Source organism: Collimonas fungivorans Ter331 (assembly GCF_000221045.1).
In the GTDB taxonomy this organism is placed as follows: domain Bacteria; phylum Pseudomonadota; class Gammaproteobacteria; order Burkholderiales; family Burkholderiaceae_D; genus Collimonas; species Collimonas fungivorans_A.
Window position 1 is genome coordinate 1,853,820 of record NC_015856.1, and the last position, 17,424, is coordinate 1,871,243.

At 60.8% G+C, this 17,424-nt stretch carries 15 protein-coding genes; 10 read left to right on the forward strand and 5 right to left on the reverse strand.

From position 1 onward, the window contains the following. Positions 1–120: 120 nt before the first annotated feature. The 4 genes from CFU_RS08125 to pnuC all read left to right on the forward strand — a co-directional run bounded on the left by CFU_RS08125 (position 121) and on the right by pnuC (position 5,352). Positions 121–1,101: a formylglycine-generating enzyme family protein gene (locus tag CFU_RS08125; protein WP_050808514.1), complete on the forward strand. Its 981-nt coding sequence runs from the start codon at positions 121–123 to the stop codon at positions 1,099–1,101. Between the two features lie 154 nt (positions 1,102–1,255). Beyond that, positions 1,256–3,529, forward strand: a complete 2,274-nt coding sequence (locus CFU_RS08130; RefSeq protein WP_014005558.1) for a TonB-dependent siderophore receptor — start codon at positions 1,256–1,258, stop codon at positions 3,527–3,529. An 18-nt stretch (positions 3,530–3,547) separates the two neighbouring features. After that, positions 3,548–4,759, forward strand: a complete 1,212-nt coding sequence (locus CFU_RS08135) for a phosphotransferase enzyme family protein (RefSeq protein ID WP_014005559.1) — start codon at positions 3,548–3,550, stop codon at positions 4,757–4,759. After that, a complete protein-coding gene (gene pnuC, locus CFU_RS08140; protein WP_041741536.1) occupies positions 4,759–5,352 on the forward strand; it encodes a nicotinamide riboside transporter PnuC in 594 nt (197 codons plus the stop codon). Before CFU_RS08135 ends, pnuC begins: the two co-directional genes overlap by 1 nt. A gap of 22 nt (positions 5,353–5,374) precedes the next feature. On the opposite strand, the gene CFU_RS08145 is transcribed toward pnuC, so the two are convergent. Then, entirely contained in the window at positions 5,375–6,592 is a 1,218-nt protein-coding gene (locus CFU_RS08145) for an EAL and HDOD domain-containing protein (RefSeq protein ID WP_014005561.1), read from the reverse strand. Between the two features lie 490 nt (positions 6,593–7,082). On the opposite strand from CFU_RS08145, the gene CFU_RS08150 reads away from it, so the two are divergent. The 4 genes from CFU_RS08150 (at position 7,083) to CFU_RS08165 (ending at position 12,402) form a co-directional block, all read left to right on the forward strand. Then, positions 7,083–7,622: a fimbrial protein gene (locus CFU_RS08150; RefSeq protein ID WP_014005562.1), complete on the forward strand. Its 540-nt coding sequence runs from the start codon at positions 7,083–7,085 to the stop codon at positions 7,620–7,622. A gap of 235 nt (positions 7,623–7,857) precedes the next feature. After that, the gene (locus tag CFU_RS08155) at positions 7,858–8,631 is read left to right on the forward strand and encodes a fimbrial biogenesis chaperone (RefSeq protein ID WP_014005563.1); all 774 of its coding nucleotides are present in this window, start codon (positions 7,858–7,860) and stop codon (positions 8,629–8,631) included. Between the two features lie 90 nt (positions 8,632–8,721). Beyond that, entirely contained in the window at positions 8,722–11,310 is a 2,589-nt protein-coding gene (locus tag CFU_RS08160; RefSeq protein ID WP_014005564.1) for a fimbria/pilus outer membrane usher protein, read from the forward strand. A gap of 36 nt (positions 11,311–11,346) precedes the next feature. Further along, positions 11,347–12,402, forward strand: coding sequence for a fimbrial protein (locus CFU_RS08165; protein ID WP_014005565.1), 1,056 nt, complete (start codon positions 11,347–11,349; stop codon positions 12,400–12,402). A 23-nt stretch (positions 12,403–12,425) separates the two neighbouring features. On the opposite strand, the gene CFU_RS08170 is transcribed toward CFU_RS08165, so the two are convergent. Beyond that, positions 12,426–13,367 (reverse strand): hypothetical protein, encoded by a 942-nt coding sequence (locus tag CFU_RS08170; protein WP_041741539.1) that lies wholly within the window; start codon positions 13,365–13,367, stop codon positions 12,426–12,428. A 122-nt stretch (positions 13,368–13,489) separates the two neighbouring features. Here CFU_RS08170 and greB point away from each other — a divergent pair, with 122 nt between their 5' ends. Beyond that, complete coding sequence (gene greB, locus CFU_RS08175; protein WP_041743142.1) at positions 13,490–14,047, forward strand: transcription elongation factor GreB; 558 nt, start codon at positions 13,490–13,492, stop codon at positions 14,045–14,047. A gap of 36 nt (positions 14,048–14,083) precedes the next feature. On the opposite strand, the gene CFU_RS08180 is transcribed toward greB, so the two are convergent. The 3 genes from CFU_RS08180 to CFU_RS08190 all read right to left on the reverse strand — a co-directional run bounded on the left by CFU_RS08180 (position 14,084) and on the right by CFU_RS08190 (position 16,598). Then, entirely contained in the window at positions 14,084–14,776 is a 693-nt protein-coding gene (locus tag CFU_RS08180) for a glutathione binding-like protein (RefSeq protein ID WP_014005568.1), read from the reverse strand. A 54-nt stretch (positions 14,777–14,830) separates the two neighbouring features. Further along, the gene (locus CFU_RS08185) at positions 14,831–15,979 is read right to left on the reverse strand and encodes a pyridoxal phosphate-dependent aminotransferase (protein ID WP_041741541.1); all 1,149 of its coding nucleotides are present in this window, start codon (positions 15,977–15,979) and stop codon (positions 14,831–14,833) included. A gap of 127 nt (positions 15,980–16,106) precedes the next feature. Next, positions 16,107–16,598, reverse strand: a complete 492-nt coding sequence (locus CFU_RS08190; protein WP_085959138.1) for a putative toxin-antitoxin system toxin component, PIN family — start codon at positions 16,596–16,598, stop codon at positions 16,107–16,109. 304 nt (positions 16,599–16,902) lie between these two features. Between CFU_RS08190 and CFU_RS08195 the strand changes: the two genes are divergently transcribed. After that, a complete protein-coding gene (locus tag CFU_RS08195; protein WP_041741544.1) occupies positions 16,903–17,412 on the forward strand; it encodes a GNAT family N-acetyltransferase in 510 nt (169 codons plus the stop codon). Positions 17,413–17,424: the final 12 nt, after the last annotated feature.

Sequence of the window (17,424 nt, forward strand, 5' to 3'; positions counted from 1 at the left end):
GCAGGCAGATTCGCATGGGCTGAGGCCGGCTACGCAGGATTCTTGCTTTCGGTTGATTTTGATGCATTGCGCGCTTTCCGGTGGGCTATACTTCGGCTCTTCGACGATGGAGGTTATGCAATGTTTCGACGTTCCCTGCGCTACATCCTGCCTGCGGTTTTGGCGTTTATCTTCAATCTGGCGCATGCCGACGGCGAGGCAAACAAGCCGGGCACGGTCTTCCAGGACTGCACCGAAGCCTGTCCCAAGATGGTCTGGTTGCCGACTGGCTCTTTCAGCATGGGATCAAGCGCAACGGAAAGCGGCCGCTTCGGCAATGAAGGCCCGGTGCACACGGTAACAATCGCTTATCCGCTGGCAGTTGGGCAGACCGATGTGACTCGCGGCGAATTTGCGCAGTTTGTGCAGGAAACCGGATACAGCGCGGAAGGCGATTGCTACGCCTGGGAAAAAGCCAACACGTTTTTTTCCACTGAAGTCTGGAACGTGGCTGCCGACCGCAGCTGGCGCAAGCCGGGTTACGCGCAAGACGACAGCCATCCCGTGGTCTGCGTCAACCTTGCCGATGTAAAGGCTTATACCGGCTGGCTTAGCGCCAAGACAAAAAAACCATACCGGCTCCTGACTGAGGCGGAGTGGGAATATGCGGCGCGCGCCGGCACGACGTCGATTCGATACTGGGGAGACGACGCCGTCATGACCTGCCAGTTTGCGAATGTCGCCGATCACTCCTGGCAGCCGACATCCGTCGCCAATAAAGAAGCGGCATTCAATTGCGCAGACAATTTCGCGCATTCTTCGCCGGCAGCAAGCTTCCAGCCGAACCAGTTCGGGCTGTATGACATGCTGGGCAATGTCTGGCAGTGGACTTCCGACTGTTATACCGACAACTATGCGGCCAGCCCCGCGGATGGCAAGCCGACCATGAGCGGTCCGTGCACCGGCCGTACGTTGCGTGGCGGTTCCTGGGATTTCGGACCAAGGTTCGTGCGCGCCGCACGCCGCCTGCGGACTCCGCCGGCGTTCCGCAAGAACCAGGTCGGATTCCGGGTCGCACTGGCCGTTTCTTCGTCAGCAGCTGTTTCGTCAGCGGCTCCTTGATACAAGCGTCCGCCGGCATTGGTTGCCGGTTTTCTGCATTTCTTGAGCCTTGGCGGGCGATTGGACGGATAATGCTGGTCCTGTTTCAATCGCGCGTGGGTTTTTGAGGAAATGCACGGATTTATTGTTTGTTTGATAGCTTGTTGGCGAAATAATGGCGAATAAAATTAAAAGTGGTGCAGTGACCGGCAGCCGGGTCGCGCGGCAAACCAGAAGAAAGCTGCTGATTACCTTGATTGCTGCAGCGACCGCCAATATGGCACATGCTCAAAGCGACAGCGATCAGCCGAACAAATCAATGACCGGGGCCAGGCAAAGCGGACCGGCGCCGGCAGTCAGCGAGACAGCCTTGCCGACCGTTACTGTGACCGGCGCCGGAACCGGCGCCGACAGTTATCGCAGGAGCTCGGCGTCGATCGCTACATTCGGCGACGCCTCCCTGCTTGACACGCCGGCTTCGATCTCAGTCATTACCCGCGGCCAGCTGGACGATCAGCAATCGCGCCTGTTGAGCGAGGTGGTGCGCAACGATGCCGCGGTCGGCGACAATTACGCGCCGGTCGGCTACTACGAAAACTTCACCATCCGTGGCTTCGCACTGGACCTGGCGTCCAGCTACCAGATCAACGGCATGAGCATTGCCGGCGAACAGAACGTTGCGCTGGAAAACAAAGAGAGCGTCGAAATCCTGAAGGGCCTGGCCGGCCTGCAAAGCGGCATGGCGGCGCCCGGCGGCCTGATCAACTATGTGACCAAGCGGCCGGCCGACGTGCGTTCGGTGACGCTGGAAACCGATTCGCGCGGCTCACGTTACCTGGCGGCCGATATCGGCGCCTTGTTCGGCGAGCAAAAACAATTCGGCATCCGCATCAATGCCGCCCACGAAACGCTGCATTCGTATGTGAACGACGCCGACGGCGAGCGCAATTTCGCCTCGCTGGCAGCTGACTGGGTGATCACCCCGCAGGCACGGCTGCAATTCGACGCCGAGTACCAGCATCGGCAACAACGCTCGGCGCCCGGCTACCAGCTGCTGGGCGGCACAGCCATCCCAAGCAATGTTTCGCCAGACAAGCTGCTGGGCGCGCAGCCGTGGGCCAAGCCGGTGACGATCAATTCGCTGAACCTGAACCTGCGCCTGGACCTCGACCTGGCGCCGGACTGGCATGCATATGTGGCGGCCAGCCGCAGCCGGGTGGTGATCGACGATAACTCGGCCTTCCCGTACGGCTGCGGCTACGGCAGCACTTGCGGCGAAGGCGGCACCCCGGCCCGCTATTTCAGCGCCAGCGGCGATTTCGATATCTACGATTACCGGTTCCCGGACGACACCCGCCGCAACGACCAGCTACAAGCTGTGCTGCAGGGCCGTTTCGATACCGGCAAGCTGCGCCACGACCTGACCCTGGGCGCCAGCACTTTCCGCCGCACCGTGGCGCAGAGCGACGGCGTCAATGAATACGTCGGCAGCGACAATATCTATAACCCGAACCCGATCGTATACGCGCCGTCGACAGCGACGCCGGATGCTTCCTACCTGCGCCTGGACAGCCGGCAAAAATCGCTGTTTGCGGTCGACCGCCTCAGCTTCAACCCGCAATGGCAACTGATCGCCGGCGCGCGCCAGGTGTGGGTCAACGAACGGGCGTTCGACATCAGCGGTGCGGCGACGCGCACCACCGACAAGACATTGCTGCTGCCGCAAATCGCCCTGGTCTACAAACCGCAAGCCGACCTGTCGCTGTATACCAGCTACAGCAAAGGCTTGACGATGGGCGGCCAGGCGCCGTGGTGGACCGAGAACGCCTATGCCTTCCTGGCGCCGACCGTATCGCGCCAGATCGAAGCCGGCGTCAAGTACGACTGGCGCGGCCAGCTCAGCCTGAGCGCGGCGATCTTCCAGATGAGCAAGCCTTACGAATATCCGATGCCTGATGCAGGCGGTTTCAGTTACGTCCAGCAAGGCACCGAAACCCACCGCGGGATAGAACTGAGCGCAGCCGGCCAGGTCAGCAAGCAACTGCGGCTGACGGCCAGCCTGGCCTTGATCCAGGCGCGCGCCGAAGATACCGGCACGGCGGCCTACGACGGCCACCAGGCGATCAACGTGCCGCGCCTGCGCGCCGCCTTGTACGCCGCGTATGCCGTGCCCGAGGTCGCCGGCCTGAGCCTGCTGGGCGGTTGGCAGTACAGCGGCAGCAAAGCGGCGACGCGGGAAGGCAACGTCGATGTGCCGGCCTACCATCTGTTTAACGCCGGCCTGCGCTACAAGACCAGCTGGTGGGGCCGCTCCACGGTGCTGCGCCTGAGCGTGGACAATCTGTTCGACAAGCGCTACTGGAAAGATGTCGGCGAATACATCGGCGACGGCTATCTGCACCTGGGCGCGCCGCGCACGGCGCGGCTGTCGGTCCAATACGATTTCTGATATAGGCCGGGACGTCGCATGAACGAACCAAGACAAGATGCTGCTGCGGACAATGGCACGGTGCTGAGCCACGGCATGGGTTTTGACGTGGTGGCGTCGAGCTGGCCTGCGCTGACCCTGGACGAGGTGGCGCGGCTGTTGCGCCACTATCCGCAGGCCGGCGCCGTCACGCGCCTCGGCTGGCACAGTCCGCGGCCGTTTTCCAGCGCCTGCGTGGCGGACACCGGGTCCGGTCCCTTGTTCATCAAACGCCTGTTGCGCGAAATACGGACTGTCGACGAACTGACGGACGAGCATCGCTTCATGGCGCACCTGCGGCAGCGCGGCCTGGCGGTCAGCGAGGTATTGCAAGCCGGCGACGGCAGCACCGCCCATGCCGACGGCGGCTGGACCTACGAGGTGCAGCGCGTCGGCCAGGGCGTCGACCGCTATCGCGACGCCACCTCCTGGACCCCTTTTGTCAGCACCGAAGACGCCGCAGCGGCCGGCAGTGCGCTAGCCAAGCTGCATCTTGCCGCCCGCGGCTACGACGCGCCTGCGCGCAGCACCAAGCTGCTGGCTTCCGGTTTTACCTTGTTCAATACCGAAGATCCGCAACACGTGCTGGAACGGATCGGGCGCTACATACAGCAACGGCCGGCGCTGGCCGACTATCTGGCGCAACGCGACTGGCGGCAGCAAGTGACGCAGGTGCTGCTGCCGTTCCATGCGCGCCTGGGGCCGCTGCTGGGTGGCCTGGCGCCCTTGTGGACGCATAACGACTGGCATGCATCCAACCTGCTGTGGCAAGCGCAAGAACCTCCTGCGGTGGCGACAGTGGTCGATTTCGGCCTGGCCGACCGCACTTGTGCGATCTACGACCTGGCCATCGCGATCGAGCGCAACATGATCGAATGGCTGGTTTTGCCGTCGACGCCGCCTGCTGCCCAGCGGCCGCTGGTGCATATCGGCCAGTTGGACGCCATGCTCGACGCCTATGAAGCAGTGCGGCCATTATCGGTGCTGGAAGCGGCCGCCTTGCCGGCGCTGCTGCCGCTGGCGCATGTCGAATTTGCGCTGTCGGAGCTGGCTTATTTTCACGGCGTGCAAAAATCCGCCGAGAATTCGGCGCTGGCTTACGATACCTATTTCCTCGGCCATGCCGAATGGTTTGGCAGCGATGCCGGCCGTTACCTGCTGGACCACCTGCAGCGCCGCTGCGACCGTAAAACCCGCCCACAGGAGTCTTGATGTCAGGTCTGGAAATCAGTGCAGTCATATTGAGCGCTCTGGCAGTCTGGCTGACCGCGCGCCGCCATCTGTGGTGCTGGCCGGTCGGTCTGGTCTCGGTGCTGCTGTATGCGCGCATATTCCTGGTGGCTAAACTGTACTCGGACCTGTTGCTGCAGCTGATCTTCGCCGTCATGCAGCTGTACGGCTGGTGGCAGTGGAAGAGGGGCGTATCGGACCAGGATGGCCAGCATATCCAGCCGCAGCGCCTGCCGAAGCAGGGTTTGCTGATCGGGCTGCTGGCCGGCGCCGCGGGCAGCGTGGTGCTGGGTTACGTCATGGCCAGCTTCACTGACGCCCACATCCCATGGCTGGATTCGGCGCTGACCAGCTTCAGCCTGGTGGCCCAGTTCTGGATGGCGCGCAAATACGTCGCCAACTGGTGGCTGTGGATCGCGGTCGACATCATCTATGTCGGCGTGTATATCTATAAAGACCTGGACCTGACCGCAGGACTGTATGCGGCGTTCATCGTGCTGGCGGTCATCGGCTTGCGCAACTGGCAGCGGCAGCTGCCGGGAAATCACCCGCCGGCCGCCGCCGCGGCGCTTTGACCGAGGCCGGCGGCAGCGCCGTTTATGCTGCCGGCACGCCGAGTTTCTGCGCCCATGCCAGCGCCGACAGATGCGCCAGGTTGACTTCCTTCGGGCTGATCTTGAGCGAACTGGCCAAGGGGCCGACCAGCGGCGAATTCAGTTCGCAGGCTTCTGCCAGCGCTACATAAGGACCATACGGTCCGGAACGGGTCAGCAACGCCGCAGCCACCTGGTCGGACAGCTTGATGCTGGCCAGCACTTCCTCCATGCTGACGCCCAGCAGCCGGTCCAGCAACGAAAAAATCCCCGCGACAAACAGGTTTTCCGATTCGCCCCTGGGCAGGTATTTTTGTCCCAGCAGTTCCGAGAAACGGCCGCGGATGATCGCGGTTTCCATCAGCACCGGCGAATAGCCGCTGCTGCTGGCGGTAGCCAGCAGCAGGGACAGCCACTGGAACAGCGCTTCGTAACCGAGCAGGGCGAGGGCGGCGCGCAATGACTGGACTTCAGTCTTCAGGCCGAACGCCGCGGAGTTGATGAAGCGCAGCAGTTCATAGGACAGGCCGGGATCGCGCTTGAAGATTTCTTCGATCTTTTGCAGGTTCTCGTTCTTGGCGACCAGGTTCATGATCTGCACGATGATCTGCTGCGCCGGGTTCAGGCCGGTGGCGCGCTTGCCGGGGCGCGGCGTCAGGTGCAGCTTGCCGATGAAGGCATCCAGTCCCAGCATGGCGCAGGCGTCATAGTCCTGCCAGTTGCTGACCGGCCGGCCAACCATGCGCAGCGACGATTTTTTCAGCGCGGCGTAACGGCGCGCCTGCGCCGCAAAATCGCCGGCGGAAAATCGTACTTCGAGATGAGAGATGTCGGCGGGCAGGGCGCCGCCGCTGAGCTCGGCGCCGCGCAGGGAGATGCCGTAGCCGGCAGCGCGCAGGGTCTTTACCGCGGCCACGGCGCCAGGGTTGGCCAGGTCGCCGTGCTTGAGCGTCAGCACCGTGCTGGCGGGCGGCATTCTTTTGATCGCCGCGCCGTTCAGCAGGGCCGGAGATGCTTCCAGGAACAGCAGCTTCTTGCCCAGCAGCCAGCCGCTTTTTTCGTCGCTCAACTGGTCGGCGACGAAACTCAGCAACGCATGCAAGTCCTCTTCATCAGCCTCGCCATCGGCGCCGCCGGTTTCCTGCCAGGTAAGGTCGTAGCCGACCACGCCTTGTTTCGGGCCAAGCAAAGGTTCTCGAACTATGAAATTGTCATTACGCATCTTGGATTTTTTATGGTGGATGGTGAAGGGAACTGCAAAACCGGTTTTCCTGGATGCTGCAGTGTTAACGTTAACGGCCGTTTCCTGGAGAAATTGAGCGAATATCGTCGTCCACCAGGAAATGTGTCATGAACTTTAAAAATGTTGTCGTATTCGCACGACAAAATCACACATTGCCACCAGGAATTTATGGCGTTTCCACCAAAGAATTGATTGCCGTCAGGATTCCTCCAGATTTTTCATGAGGCCCGGAAAGGCGCGCCAATATTGGGTTTGTGGCATTTATTTGATTGTTATAAATAATAATAAATATACAAATATTATTAAATTTCAGCGTCATTTATTGCGGTCTAATAACTAGTGATGGTTAGTAATTGTTAAACATTGTCATGAATGCACTTTTGTGACTTTTTACCCCTAGAATGTGCTTCGCCGTGTTGGCAATTCATTAATTTGAATCGAACATCCACTTTATATCTGAGGGTAAAAAATGAAACAAATGACTATCGCTAAGTTGGTTGCAGTTGCTGCTGCAGGTCTGTTGTCCCAAGCGGCCTTTGCTGACGGCGGCACCGTTAACTTCAACGGCAATATCGTTGATTCCCCATGCACAGTCGATCCATCCAGCCAAAACATCACCGTACCTCTGGGCGACGTGTCGCGCACAGTGTTCGGCGCCGTTGCCGGCAAGAAGTCGACACCATCGAAGTTCACCATCCTGCTGACCGACTGCGGCCCAACAGCCAAGGGCGCAACCGTGACCTTTACCGGCACCACCGACGCTATCGTGAAAGACGACCTGGCGATCGCTAACGCTGGCCAAGTCGGCGTGACTGCTGCAACTGGCGTGGCGATCGAGCTGGGCGACTCCGCCGGCACCAAGATCCCTGTCGGTTCGGCATCGGGCACTTACGTTCTGGGTCTGGGCAACAATCCTTTGAAGTTCCAGGCTGCCTACATCTCGACCAGCACTGCAGTGACCGTCGGTCCAGCTAACTCGACAGCGCAGTTCGTCGTTGCTTACCTGTAATCGACGCGCTTTGCAAAAATCCTAAAACAGTTTTATCCCGTTTCGGCCAGCTATGAGAAACGGACAGCCTGGCGCTTGCGACGGCCAGGTTTTAAGGATGGGCTGGTTTGCCGCAACGGTAGCGGCAAGCCGGCCATCATTTTTCCGCACCACCCATGCATCAATTTGTGAGCACGCAAGTCCTGTGCTTGCTTAGAAATTTGTGCATAGGACATTTTGATAGACGAGGTCTTCCATGTTAGGCAAACAATTCTTCACTTCTGCGGTGGTCGGCGGCGTGCTGGCGTTCAGCGCACTGTCGGCCGGCGCCGGCGTGATGCTGGGCGGCACCCGCGTGATCCTGGGCGAGAAAGACCGACAGGCGTCGATTCCGCTGAAGAACACCGGCACTGCGCCATACGTCGTGCAAACCTGGATCGATGCCGGCGAAGGCAAGAACAAGACGCCGCTGCTGGTGACACCGCCTTTGGCGCGCATGGATCCCGGCGCGGAAAACATCTTGCGCATCGTCCGCATTGCAGGCGACTTGCCGAGCGACCGCGAATCGGTGTTCTGGCTCAACGTCAAGGAAATCCCGGAAAAATCGGATCAGCAGAACGTACTGCAAGTCGCTGTGCGCACCCGCATCAAAGTGTTCTATCGGCCGACCGGCCTGGCCGGCAAGCCTGACGAGGCGCGCGGCCTGGTCACGCTGTCGGTGGTGCCAGGCGAGGACGGCAAGGGCGCTGCGCTGCGGGTGAGCAATCCGAGCGCTTACAACATCACGTTTACCGGTTTCAAGATCAACGGCAACAAAGAGCAGACCAGGGCCGGCATGGTGCCGCCTTTCGGAGCACTCGATTTTCCGTTGACCGTTATCAGCGCGCCGCAGGCGATCGAGGCCAGCTACACCACGATCAACGACTACGGCGGTGAAACACCGGAAGTGACGGCCAAGGTCGCGGTTGGCGGCGCCGGATCGCAAGGACAGCAGCCGGCCACGGAAACCGCGCCTGCCGCAGGCAAATAACACCGCCATCGTCTCCCAGATAGCAAGCAACGGATCCTGTCAAGGCAAGTCAGTCTGCCGCGCAAGGCAGAAATAAAGGAAGGGAAAGCTGTGATCAGATTGTCGCATCAACGCAAACCGGTACGCCTGGCGCTGTCCGCGATTACGCTGGCCGTACTGGCGCAGGTGGCGCACGCCCAAGGCCAGGGCGGCTCGATATTCAACGAGCAGTTCCTGGACATCGGCGGTGATCAAAGCCGTGCCGACCTGTCCTTGTTCGCGTTCGGCAACCGGGTCTTGCCAGGCAGTTATCTGGTCGATGTCAGCCTCAATGAAAGCAGCGTTGGCCAGAGCCAGGTCAATTTTGTCGACAACCTCGACGAAGCGGCGGACAGCAAGAGCGCCCAGGCCTGCATCACCCGCAGCATGCTGGAGGGCTGGGGCGTCAAGGTAGAAGTGTTCCCGGTGCTGATGGCGGCCGGCGACCAATGCGTTGACCTGGCAAAGGTGATTCCCGGTTCCAGTATTTCTTATAATGGCGAGAAACTGCGCCTGACGCTCAGCATTCCGCAGGCCGCCATGAAGCGCCAGGCGCGCGGCGCCATCACTCCGGACAAATGGGACAAGGGCATCAATGTCGGGATGCTGGACTATCAGTTTTCGGCGGCGCGCTATGATGGTGGCAACAACTTCGGCGGCAACAACACCGGCAGCAGCGTCAACGGCATCACCGATTTCAACGGCAACCCGAGCACCGCCACCAGCCAGGCCCGCAATACCTTGTACGCCGGCCTGCGCGGCGGCTTCAACCTGGGCGACTGGCGCTTCCGCAATTTCTCGACCTACAACCGCGGCCTCGACGGCCAGGGCCACTGGCAGTCGGTGACTTCCTACCTGCAGCGCGATATCGCTGCGCTGGGCGGCCAGCTGACCCTGGGCGACAGCACCACGCCGGGCAATTTCTTCGACTCTTTCCAGTTCCGCGGCGTCCAGCTGGCGTCCGACGACGGCATGCTGCCCGACAGCCAGCAAGGTTATGCGCCAACCATCCGCGGCGTGGCGCAAACCAACGCTCGCGTCACGGTGCGCCAGAACGGCTTCGTGGTGTACAGCACCTACGTCGCACCCGGTCCTTTTGTACTGGACGATTTGTATCCGACTTCCACCAGCGGCGACCTGGAAGTGACGATTACCGAAGCGGACGGCCGCGAAACCAAGTTCAAGCAAGCGTTCTCCGCCGTGCCGACCTTGTTGCGCGAAGGCGTCTGGCGCTACAGCGCTACCGCCGGCCAATACCGCAACGGCCTGGGATCGAATGTCAGCGGCTCCAAGCCGTTTTTCATGCAGGGCACCGTGGCGCGCGGCCTGGGACGGGAATTTTCGCTGTACGGCGGCCTCATCGGTTCCGAGATCCATCAGTCCGTAGTGTTCGGCGTCGGCAAGAACCTGCGCGATTTCGGCGCCATCTCGGCGGACCTGTCGCAGGCGCATACCAAGGGACCATTCAATCAGAGCTACGACGGTCAGTCGCTGCGCTTCCTGTACGCCAAGTCGTTCGAGAATTACGGCACCAGCGTGCGCATGGCTGGTTATCGTTATTCCACCGGCGGCTTCCGTACGTTCCAGGAAGCGGCGCAGATGCAGGACCTGCAAAGCGGCCAGGTGCTCAACAACCGTCGCAGCCAGCTGCAGCTGGATTTCGCCCAGCAGCTGGGCAGCCGTGGCGGCAGCGTCTACGCCTCGGCGCAGCAGCAAAGCTATTGGGGCACGGACCAGAAGACACGCCTGATCCAGCTCGGTTATTCGAATTTCTACAAGCAGTTCACCTACAGTTTTACCTATAACAACAGCACCAACCTGAGCGGACCGTCGAGCCGCCAGCTGATGGTGTCCTTGTCGATGCCGCTCGGCGACAGCCGTTCCTACGCCCGTTACTCGGCGACCCAGGGCAATGACGGCGAGGTCAGCCATCAGGCCAGCGTCTACGGTTCGGCGCTGGATGACGGCCGCCTGACCTATAACGTATCGACGACGCATTCGAACCGCAGCGACAACAGCGGCAGCGCTTCTGCCAGCTACCTGTCGCAATACGGTCGCTTCGACTTCGGCCGCGCGCAAGGTTCCGGCTACGGCCAGACCACACTGGGTGTGGCGGGCGGCCTGGTGGTGCATGGCGGCGGCGTAACTTTGTCGCAGCCGCTGGGCGAAACCATGGCGCTGGTGGAAGCGCCGGACGCCGCCAATGTCGGCTTCGAGGTGTATCCAGGCGTCCGTACCGATAGTCGCGGCAATGCGGTGCTGGCGAACCTGAGCCCGTACCGGATCAACCGCCTGGCGGTGCGCACCGAAGACCTGGGCGATGAAGTGGAAATCAAGAACGCCGCCATGGATGTGGTGCCGACCCGCGGTGCGGTGGTGCTGGCCAAGTTCGAGACTGCGATAGGCCTGCGCCTGATGCTGACCCTGAGCGACAAGAGCGGCAAGCCGCTGCCTTTCGGCGCCAGGGTCGAGAACGAGCAGGGGCAAGAGATGGGTATCGTCGGCAGCGAGGGCCAGACCTTCGTTACCGGCGCCAAGGATGCCGGCGCATTCAGCGTCAAGTGGGGCCAGAGCGCGGCTGAACAATGCAGGGTCAAATACCAGGTGCCGGTCGAGAAGAATCCGGCGCCGATCCGTCAAATGAATGCGCAGTGCGAGTGAGCACAATATGCACGCAAGGAAAACAAGGATGATGTCATGAGCAACGGGAATAGCGTATTCAGCAGATGCGCGCGAACATTGGCGGAGCGGCGCCGCAGCCTGTCCGGCATGCTGCTTTTTATCGGCCTGTTGGCCAGCGCTCAGCTGGTGCAGGCAGCCTGCTTTAAGAATCCGTCTTATACGGAAAAAACGATCAACATGTTTTTCGGCAAGGTCTATCTGCCGAGCGACCTGGCTGTGGGAGCGCTGATTGCAAGAAAAGAATTCAACCTGCCGCTGAAAGGCGGGCAACTCGACAAGCCATGGAATTGCACCAACGGCGGCGTGGTAAACGGCGACATGCTGCAAGGACAGATGATCACGGGATACGATCATGTGTACTCCACCAACGTCACCGGAATCGGCGTTCGCCTGTCGCGTTATTTCACAGGGGCAGACTCCACATATTATGCCCACACCCGCACCACTACTAGCGATTTCGGTCTTTTCGACGCCAATTCCAAGTTTGTCGTCGAGCTGTTCAAGACCGGCCCCAAGACAGGCAGCGGTCCGCTGGCGCCGGGCATCTACACCAAGTATTACAGCGTTGCGGACAATCTATCCGTGCTCACCACGTATCTCGATGTCAACGCCATTACTATTGTTACGCCTACCTGCACGGTTGACGTCGGTTCAAAGAATATAGCGGTCAACCTGGGCTCCGTTTCCAGGAGCAACTTCAAGGGAGTCGGCAGTTCGGCCGGCGAGAAGGATTTCAACATCAAGCTCAATTGCCAGCGCGGCGAGAACACCCAGAACATCATTGCATTGAATATGGCGGCGACATCCGATCCCACCAACAAACCGGGCGTCTTGCAGCTGACCCAGGAACCTGGCGTGGCGACCGGGGTTGGCATCCAGGTGCTGGATCAGACCAGGACGCCGGTGAAATTCACGACCTCTACTGTTGCCGACACCAATTCCATCAATGTCGGTCCTTCCGACGATATCCAGTACGTGGTGCCGTTCAAGGCCAGGTACTACCAGACCACGCCCAACATCAATACCGGCAAGGCCAACGGCACCGCGACGTTTACGATCGTATATCAGTAGCGGACGGATGCGCCGGCTGCCGCCTAAGGGCGCGGCGCGAGAGACTGGTTCTGTGCGGCGCGCTGCTGCAGCAGCGTCAGCCAGCGTTCGCCGCATTCGGCGTCGCTGATGCACAGCGCATAGTCGGGCACGGTGCGGGCAGCGCGTTCCAGCAGCTGGATGTCGGCTTCGTGCTGGCGGGCGACATGCGGATCTTCCAGGAACAATACGCGCCGGCATTGCTGGCGGTCCAGGATCAGTTCGGCGATCTGGGCGTCCCCGCCCAGCGGGCCGCTGAGGAAGGGCTTGACCCAGTTGCGGCCGGCTTGCTCACCCTTGATTTTCTGCGCCAGCTTGTTGAGCAGGCTGCCGGTGGTGCCGGTGGCGCAGCGGAATGCAAACTGGTCGAGCAGGGCGAAATGGCGTTCCGCAATATCCAGCATGCGGTCTTTCATGGCGTCGTGGGCGATCAGCGCGATGCCTTCCTGCGCCAGCTCGAAGGTCGGGTCCAGCGCCGGATTCGGCGCGGCGCCGGCCGCCATCGCTTCCAGTTCCAGCCACTCACGAGCACCGGCCAGCGTCGACAGGAATGGCTTGCCATGGATTACGCATTGCCGTTTCAAGGCCACCGCTTCCGGAAAGGTCGACGAAGGATCGACCGGGTCCATCAGGTAAATCACTGCATCCAGGGTGCGCGCCGGATCGGCGTCGACCACCCGCGACACCAGCTTCATCAAACCGCCGTGGCGGCCGTAGGGAAAACGTTCGATATGCGGATAGTGTTCCAGCAGGCCCAGCTGCTGCATCGCGTCCAGCGTGCGCCCGACCACCACCAGCTGCGGTTTCAGCTGTTGTTCGATGCTGTGGCGACTGCCGGTAAGCAGCTGCGCCAGCGCCGAATCCGGGCCCTGCTGGTGGCTGCGGTTGGCGGCGAGGCCGATCCGGAACGGAGCGGAAGAGGCATTGCGGGATGAGAAGGAAGGCATATGGCGGAAGTCAGTACGGGCAACATTGCACTGGCCTGACTTTACCATACAGCCATGCAAGAAAAGCCATGGTTCCGGGCTAAATCGGCATCCGTAGTCTATTTGGAACTACAATGTCAGCCATGAACAAGGCATTTGTAAAAGAATCCGAAGGCGATGACGACGATCTCGAATTCGGATTGCCGGCGATTCCTCCCGGCACCAAGAATTACATGACCCCGGAAGGCTATCAACGCATGAAGGACGAGCTGTTGCGCCTGATTGACGTGGACCGGCCGGAAGTGGTGCGCATCGTTTCCTGGGCCGCTTCGAACGGCGATCGTTCGGAAAACGGCGATTATATCTACGGCAAGCGCCGGCTGCGCGAAATCGACCGCCGCATCCGCTTCCTGACCAAACGGCTGGACTTGGCCGAGGTGGTCGATCCGAGCGTGCATCATGGCCGCGACCAGGTGTTTTTCGGCGCCACGGTGAGTTACCAGAACCATGCCGGCGAAGAGCATACGGTGACTATCGTCGGCATCGACGAACTCGATCCGCTGCACGGCAAGATCAGCTGGATTTCGCCGGTGGCGCGGGCCCTGACCAAGGCCCACGAAGGCGAGAGCGTGACCCTGATGACGCCGGCCGGGATTGACGAGCTGGAAATACTGGCGGTCAGCTACCCCGAGCCGCAGTAGCAGGCAGCAGGATGGGCAAGGCCCATCCTCGCGTGCTTACCGTTTCTGGTACTGCTGGCTGCCGAACAGGATATCGCGCGCCTTGTCGTCGGTCAGCGGCTTGCGGGCCGAGGTCAGCACCTCGACCCCGCGTTTTACCGCCGGCCGTTCGCTGATCGCATCGAACCAGGTTTTCAGGTGCGGATATTCATCCAGTTCTATGCCCTGGTTTTTCCAGGAACGAAGCCACGGGAAAGTGGCGATGTCGGCGATCGTGTATTCGTTGCCGGCCAAGTAAGGATGCTGCGACAACTGCTTGTCGATCACGCCATACAGGCGCTTGGCTTCGTTGGTATAGCGGTTGACCGCGTACTCTATCTGTTCCGGTGCGTAGATGCGGAAATGGTGGGCCTGGCCCAGCATTGGCCCGACGCCGCCCATCTGGAACATCAGCCATTGCAGGGTGTTGAATTTTTCGCGGTCGGTATGGCCGAGGAAGCGGCCGCTCTTGCCGGCCAGGTAGAGCAGGATCGCGCCCGATTCGAACAGCGAAATCGGTTTGCCGTCGGGACCGTCGGCATCGACGATGGCGGGGATCTTGTTGTTGGGTGAAATCGACAGGAAATCCGGCTTGAACTGGTCGCCGGCGCCGATGTCGACCGCATGTACCCGGTAAGGCAGGCCCAGTTCTTCCAGCAGGATGTGGATCTTGTGGCCGTTCGGCGTGGCCCAGCTATAGACATCGATCATGGCTGTTTCCTTTGTTGTGCAATTGCGTGTTTGAATTATGCGAATGAGTTGTGCTTAGATTTTTGCCAGCCGCTGCAGCGCCTGCTGCAGGGTCTGGTCTTGTTTGGCGAAGCAGAAGCGGACGATGCCCGATTCGCGCGGAGACTGGTAGAACGCCGACACCGGAATCGCCGCAACGCCGATTTCGGCAGTCAGCCAGATCGCAAAATCCGCTTCGCTCAGCGAGGAAATGGCGGAGTAGTCGACGCACAGGAAATACGTGCCGTCGGCCGGCAGGAGCTTGAAGCGGGTGTGCTTCAAGCCAGCGCGGAACAGGTCGCGCTTGCGCTGGTAAAACGCCGGCAGTTCGAGATAGGGTGCGGGATTCTGCATGTACTGCGCAATCCCGTGCTGCACCGGCGTATTGACGGTGAAAATATTGTATTGATGGACCTTGCGGAATTCCGCGGACAGCATCGCCGGCGCCGCCACATAGCCGATTTTCCAGCCGGTGACATGGTAGGTCTTGCCGAAGCTGGAAACGACAAAGGCGCGCGCCGCCAGTTCCGGATCGCGGCAGACCGATTCGTGGCGGGCGCCGTCGAACACCATGTGTTCGTAGACTTCGTCCGACAGGATCAGGATCTCGGTGCCGCGCACGATATCCTTGAGCGCTTCGATGTCGGCCGGCTTCAGCACGCTGCCGGTCGGGTTGTGCGGCGAGTTGATCATGATCATGCGGGTGCGCGGGCTGACTGCCGCGGCAATCCGGTCCCAGGGCACCTGGTATCCGTCCGCGCCCAACGTCATCTGCACCGGCACAGGCTTGCCGCCGGCCAGTTCGATCGACGGCACGTAGCTGTCGTAGGCCGGTTCAATCACGATCACTTCGTCGCCCGGATGGACCGCGCACATGATGGCGGTCAGCAAGCCTTGGGTAGCGCCGGCGGTGACCGTGATTTCGGTGGCCGGATCGTAGCTGTGGCCATAGATCTTGTCGATCTTGGCGGCGATGGCCTGGCGCAAGGCCGGCACGCCGGGCATCGGCGGATACTGGTTGAAGCCGTTTTTCATGGCGTCGCCGACAGCGTCGACCAGCGCCGGATCGCAATTGAAATCGGGAAAGCCTTGCCCCAGGTTGACCGCGGATTTTTCGCTGGCCAGGGTCGACATCACCGTGAAAATGGTGGTGCCGACTTTGGGCAATCTGGATTGAAGCTGCATGAGCCTGGAGTCCGCGCTGGCGGCGCCGTCGGGAATTCTTAAATCGCGATTCATCTGCTGTCTATCTAGGTGTCTGGATTTCGCATTTTAGCGTTTTGTCCGAGACTGCACAGGGTTGCGCGTATTCCTAGGTGCCGGCCGGATTCCATGCCTGCGGCGCGACGATGGCGAAAAGCCCGGCCTTGGCGGTCTTGCGCGCCAGTTTCAGCAGTGCCTTGTCCTTGGTGATCAGGATGGTCGCGTTGGCGCCCAGCGCCAGCTCCAGGAATTTCTGGTCGTCGCGGTCGGTGCAGATGGGCAGGCGGATGCCGGGACGCGGGCTCAGCGCCTCGGCCTCCAGGCAGGTGATCAAGGCGTCGAATTCAGCATTGCAGGCCGGCCGGGTGTCGTCGGTGACGGGCAGATGCGAATAATGCAACACCATTTGCCATTCCTGGCGGCAGTCGGCGCGGGTCACGGCTTCCACCGCGCCGCTTTGCAAGGCGCTCATCAGGCTGGCCCAGCGCGGGTCGCGAAAGACAAACAGGTCGAGGCAGACGTTGGTGTCGATCACGATGCGGGGTTTGGTCTGGCTGGCCTGGAGCGGCATTGGCAAGTCTGCGGGTTGATCAGGGTTCATGCGGGTTTCCATCAAACGATAGCGCGCATTTTACCTCGGCCGGCGATCATGAAGTCGCCCGGCTGCGCCAAGGCGCGCGTCACTTCCGCCCGGACTCCGCGATAACCGGCGGCTTCGCCTTCCTGTTCGCCATAGGTGCGGTAATAAGCCGGGTCTCAAAATCGAAATCCAGGTTGGGGAGGGCGATCAGGACGGTTTTTCGGGTTGCGTTCATGGAGGGGCTAGACGGGTCGCCTAGACAAGCTTCCAGGCATTGCTTATGCTGCGATCCTACAGGGAAATACCTGATTCCAAGGAAAAATCGATGACAGTTCTTGCCACAGAGCGGCTGGTCTTGCGCAAGCTGACCACGGACGACGCCGGGTTTTACCTGCGCCTGGTGAACGAGCCTTCATGGCTGCAGTTCATCGGCGACAAGGGCATACGCAGCGTGGAAGCGGCGCGCGCCGCGCTGCTGAGCGGGCCGATGGCAATGTACGAGAGCCACGGTTTCGGTTTCTACATGGTGGAGCTGAAGGACAGCGCCACGCCGATCGGCATGTGCGGCCTGATCAAGCGCGAGACCCTGCCGGACGTCGACATCGGTTATGCCTTTGTGCCGGAGTTCTGGGGCCAGGGTTACGCTTACGAAGCAGCGTCGGCGGTGCTGGCGTTCGGCAACCAGACCTGCGGCCTGCAGCGGATAGTGGCGATTACCGCGCCGGACAACCACCAGTCGATCCGGCTGCTGGAAAAGATCGGCTTGAAGTTCGAAACATTGCTGGAGTTGAAGGGCGACGGCTCGCTGACCAAATTGTTTGCCTGTCAATTTTAGCCTCACCTTGCC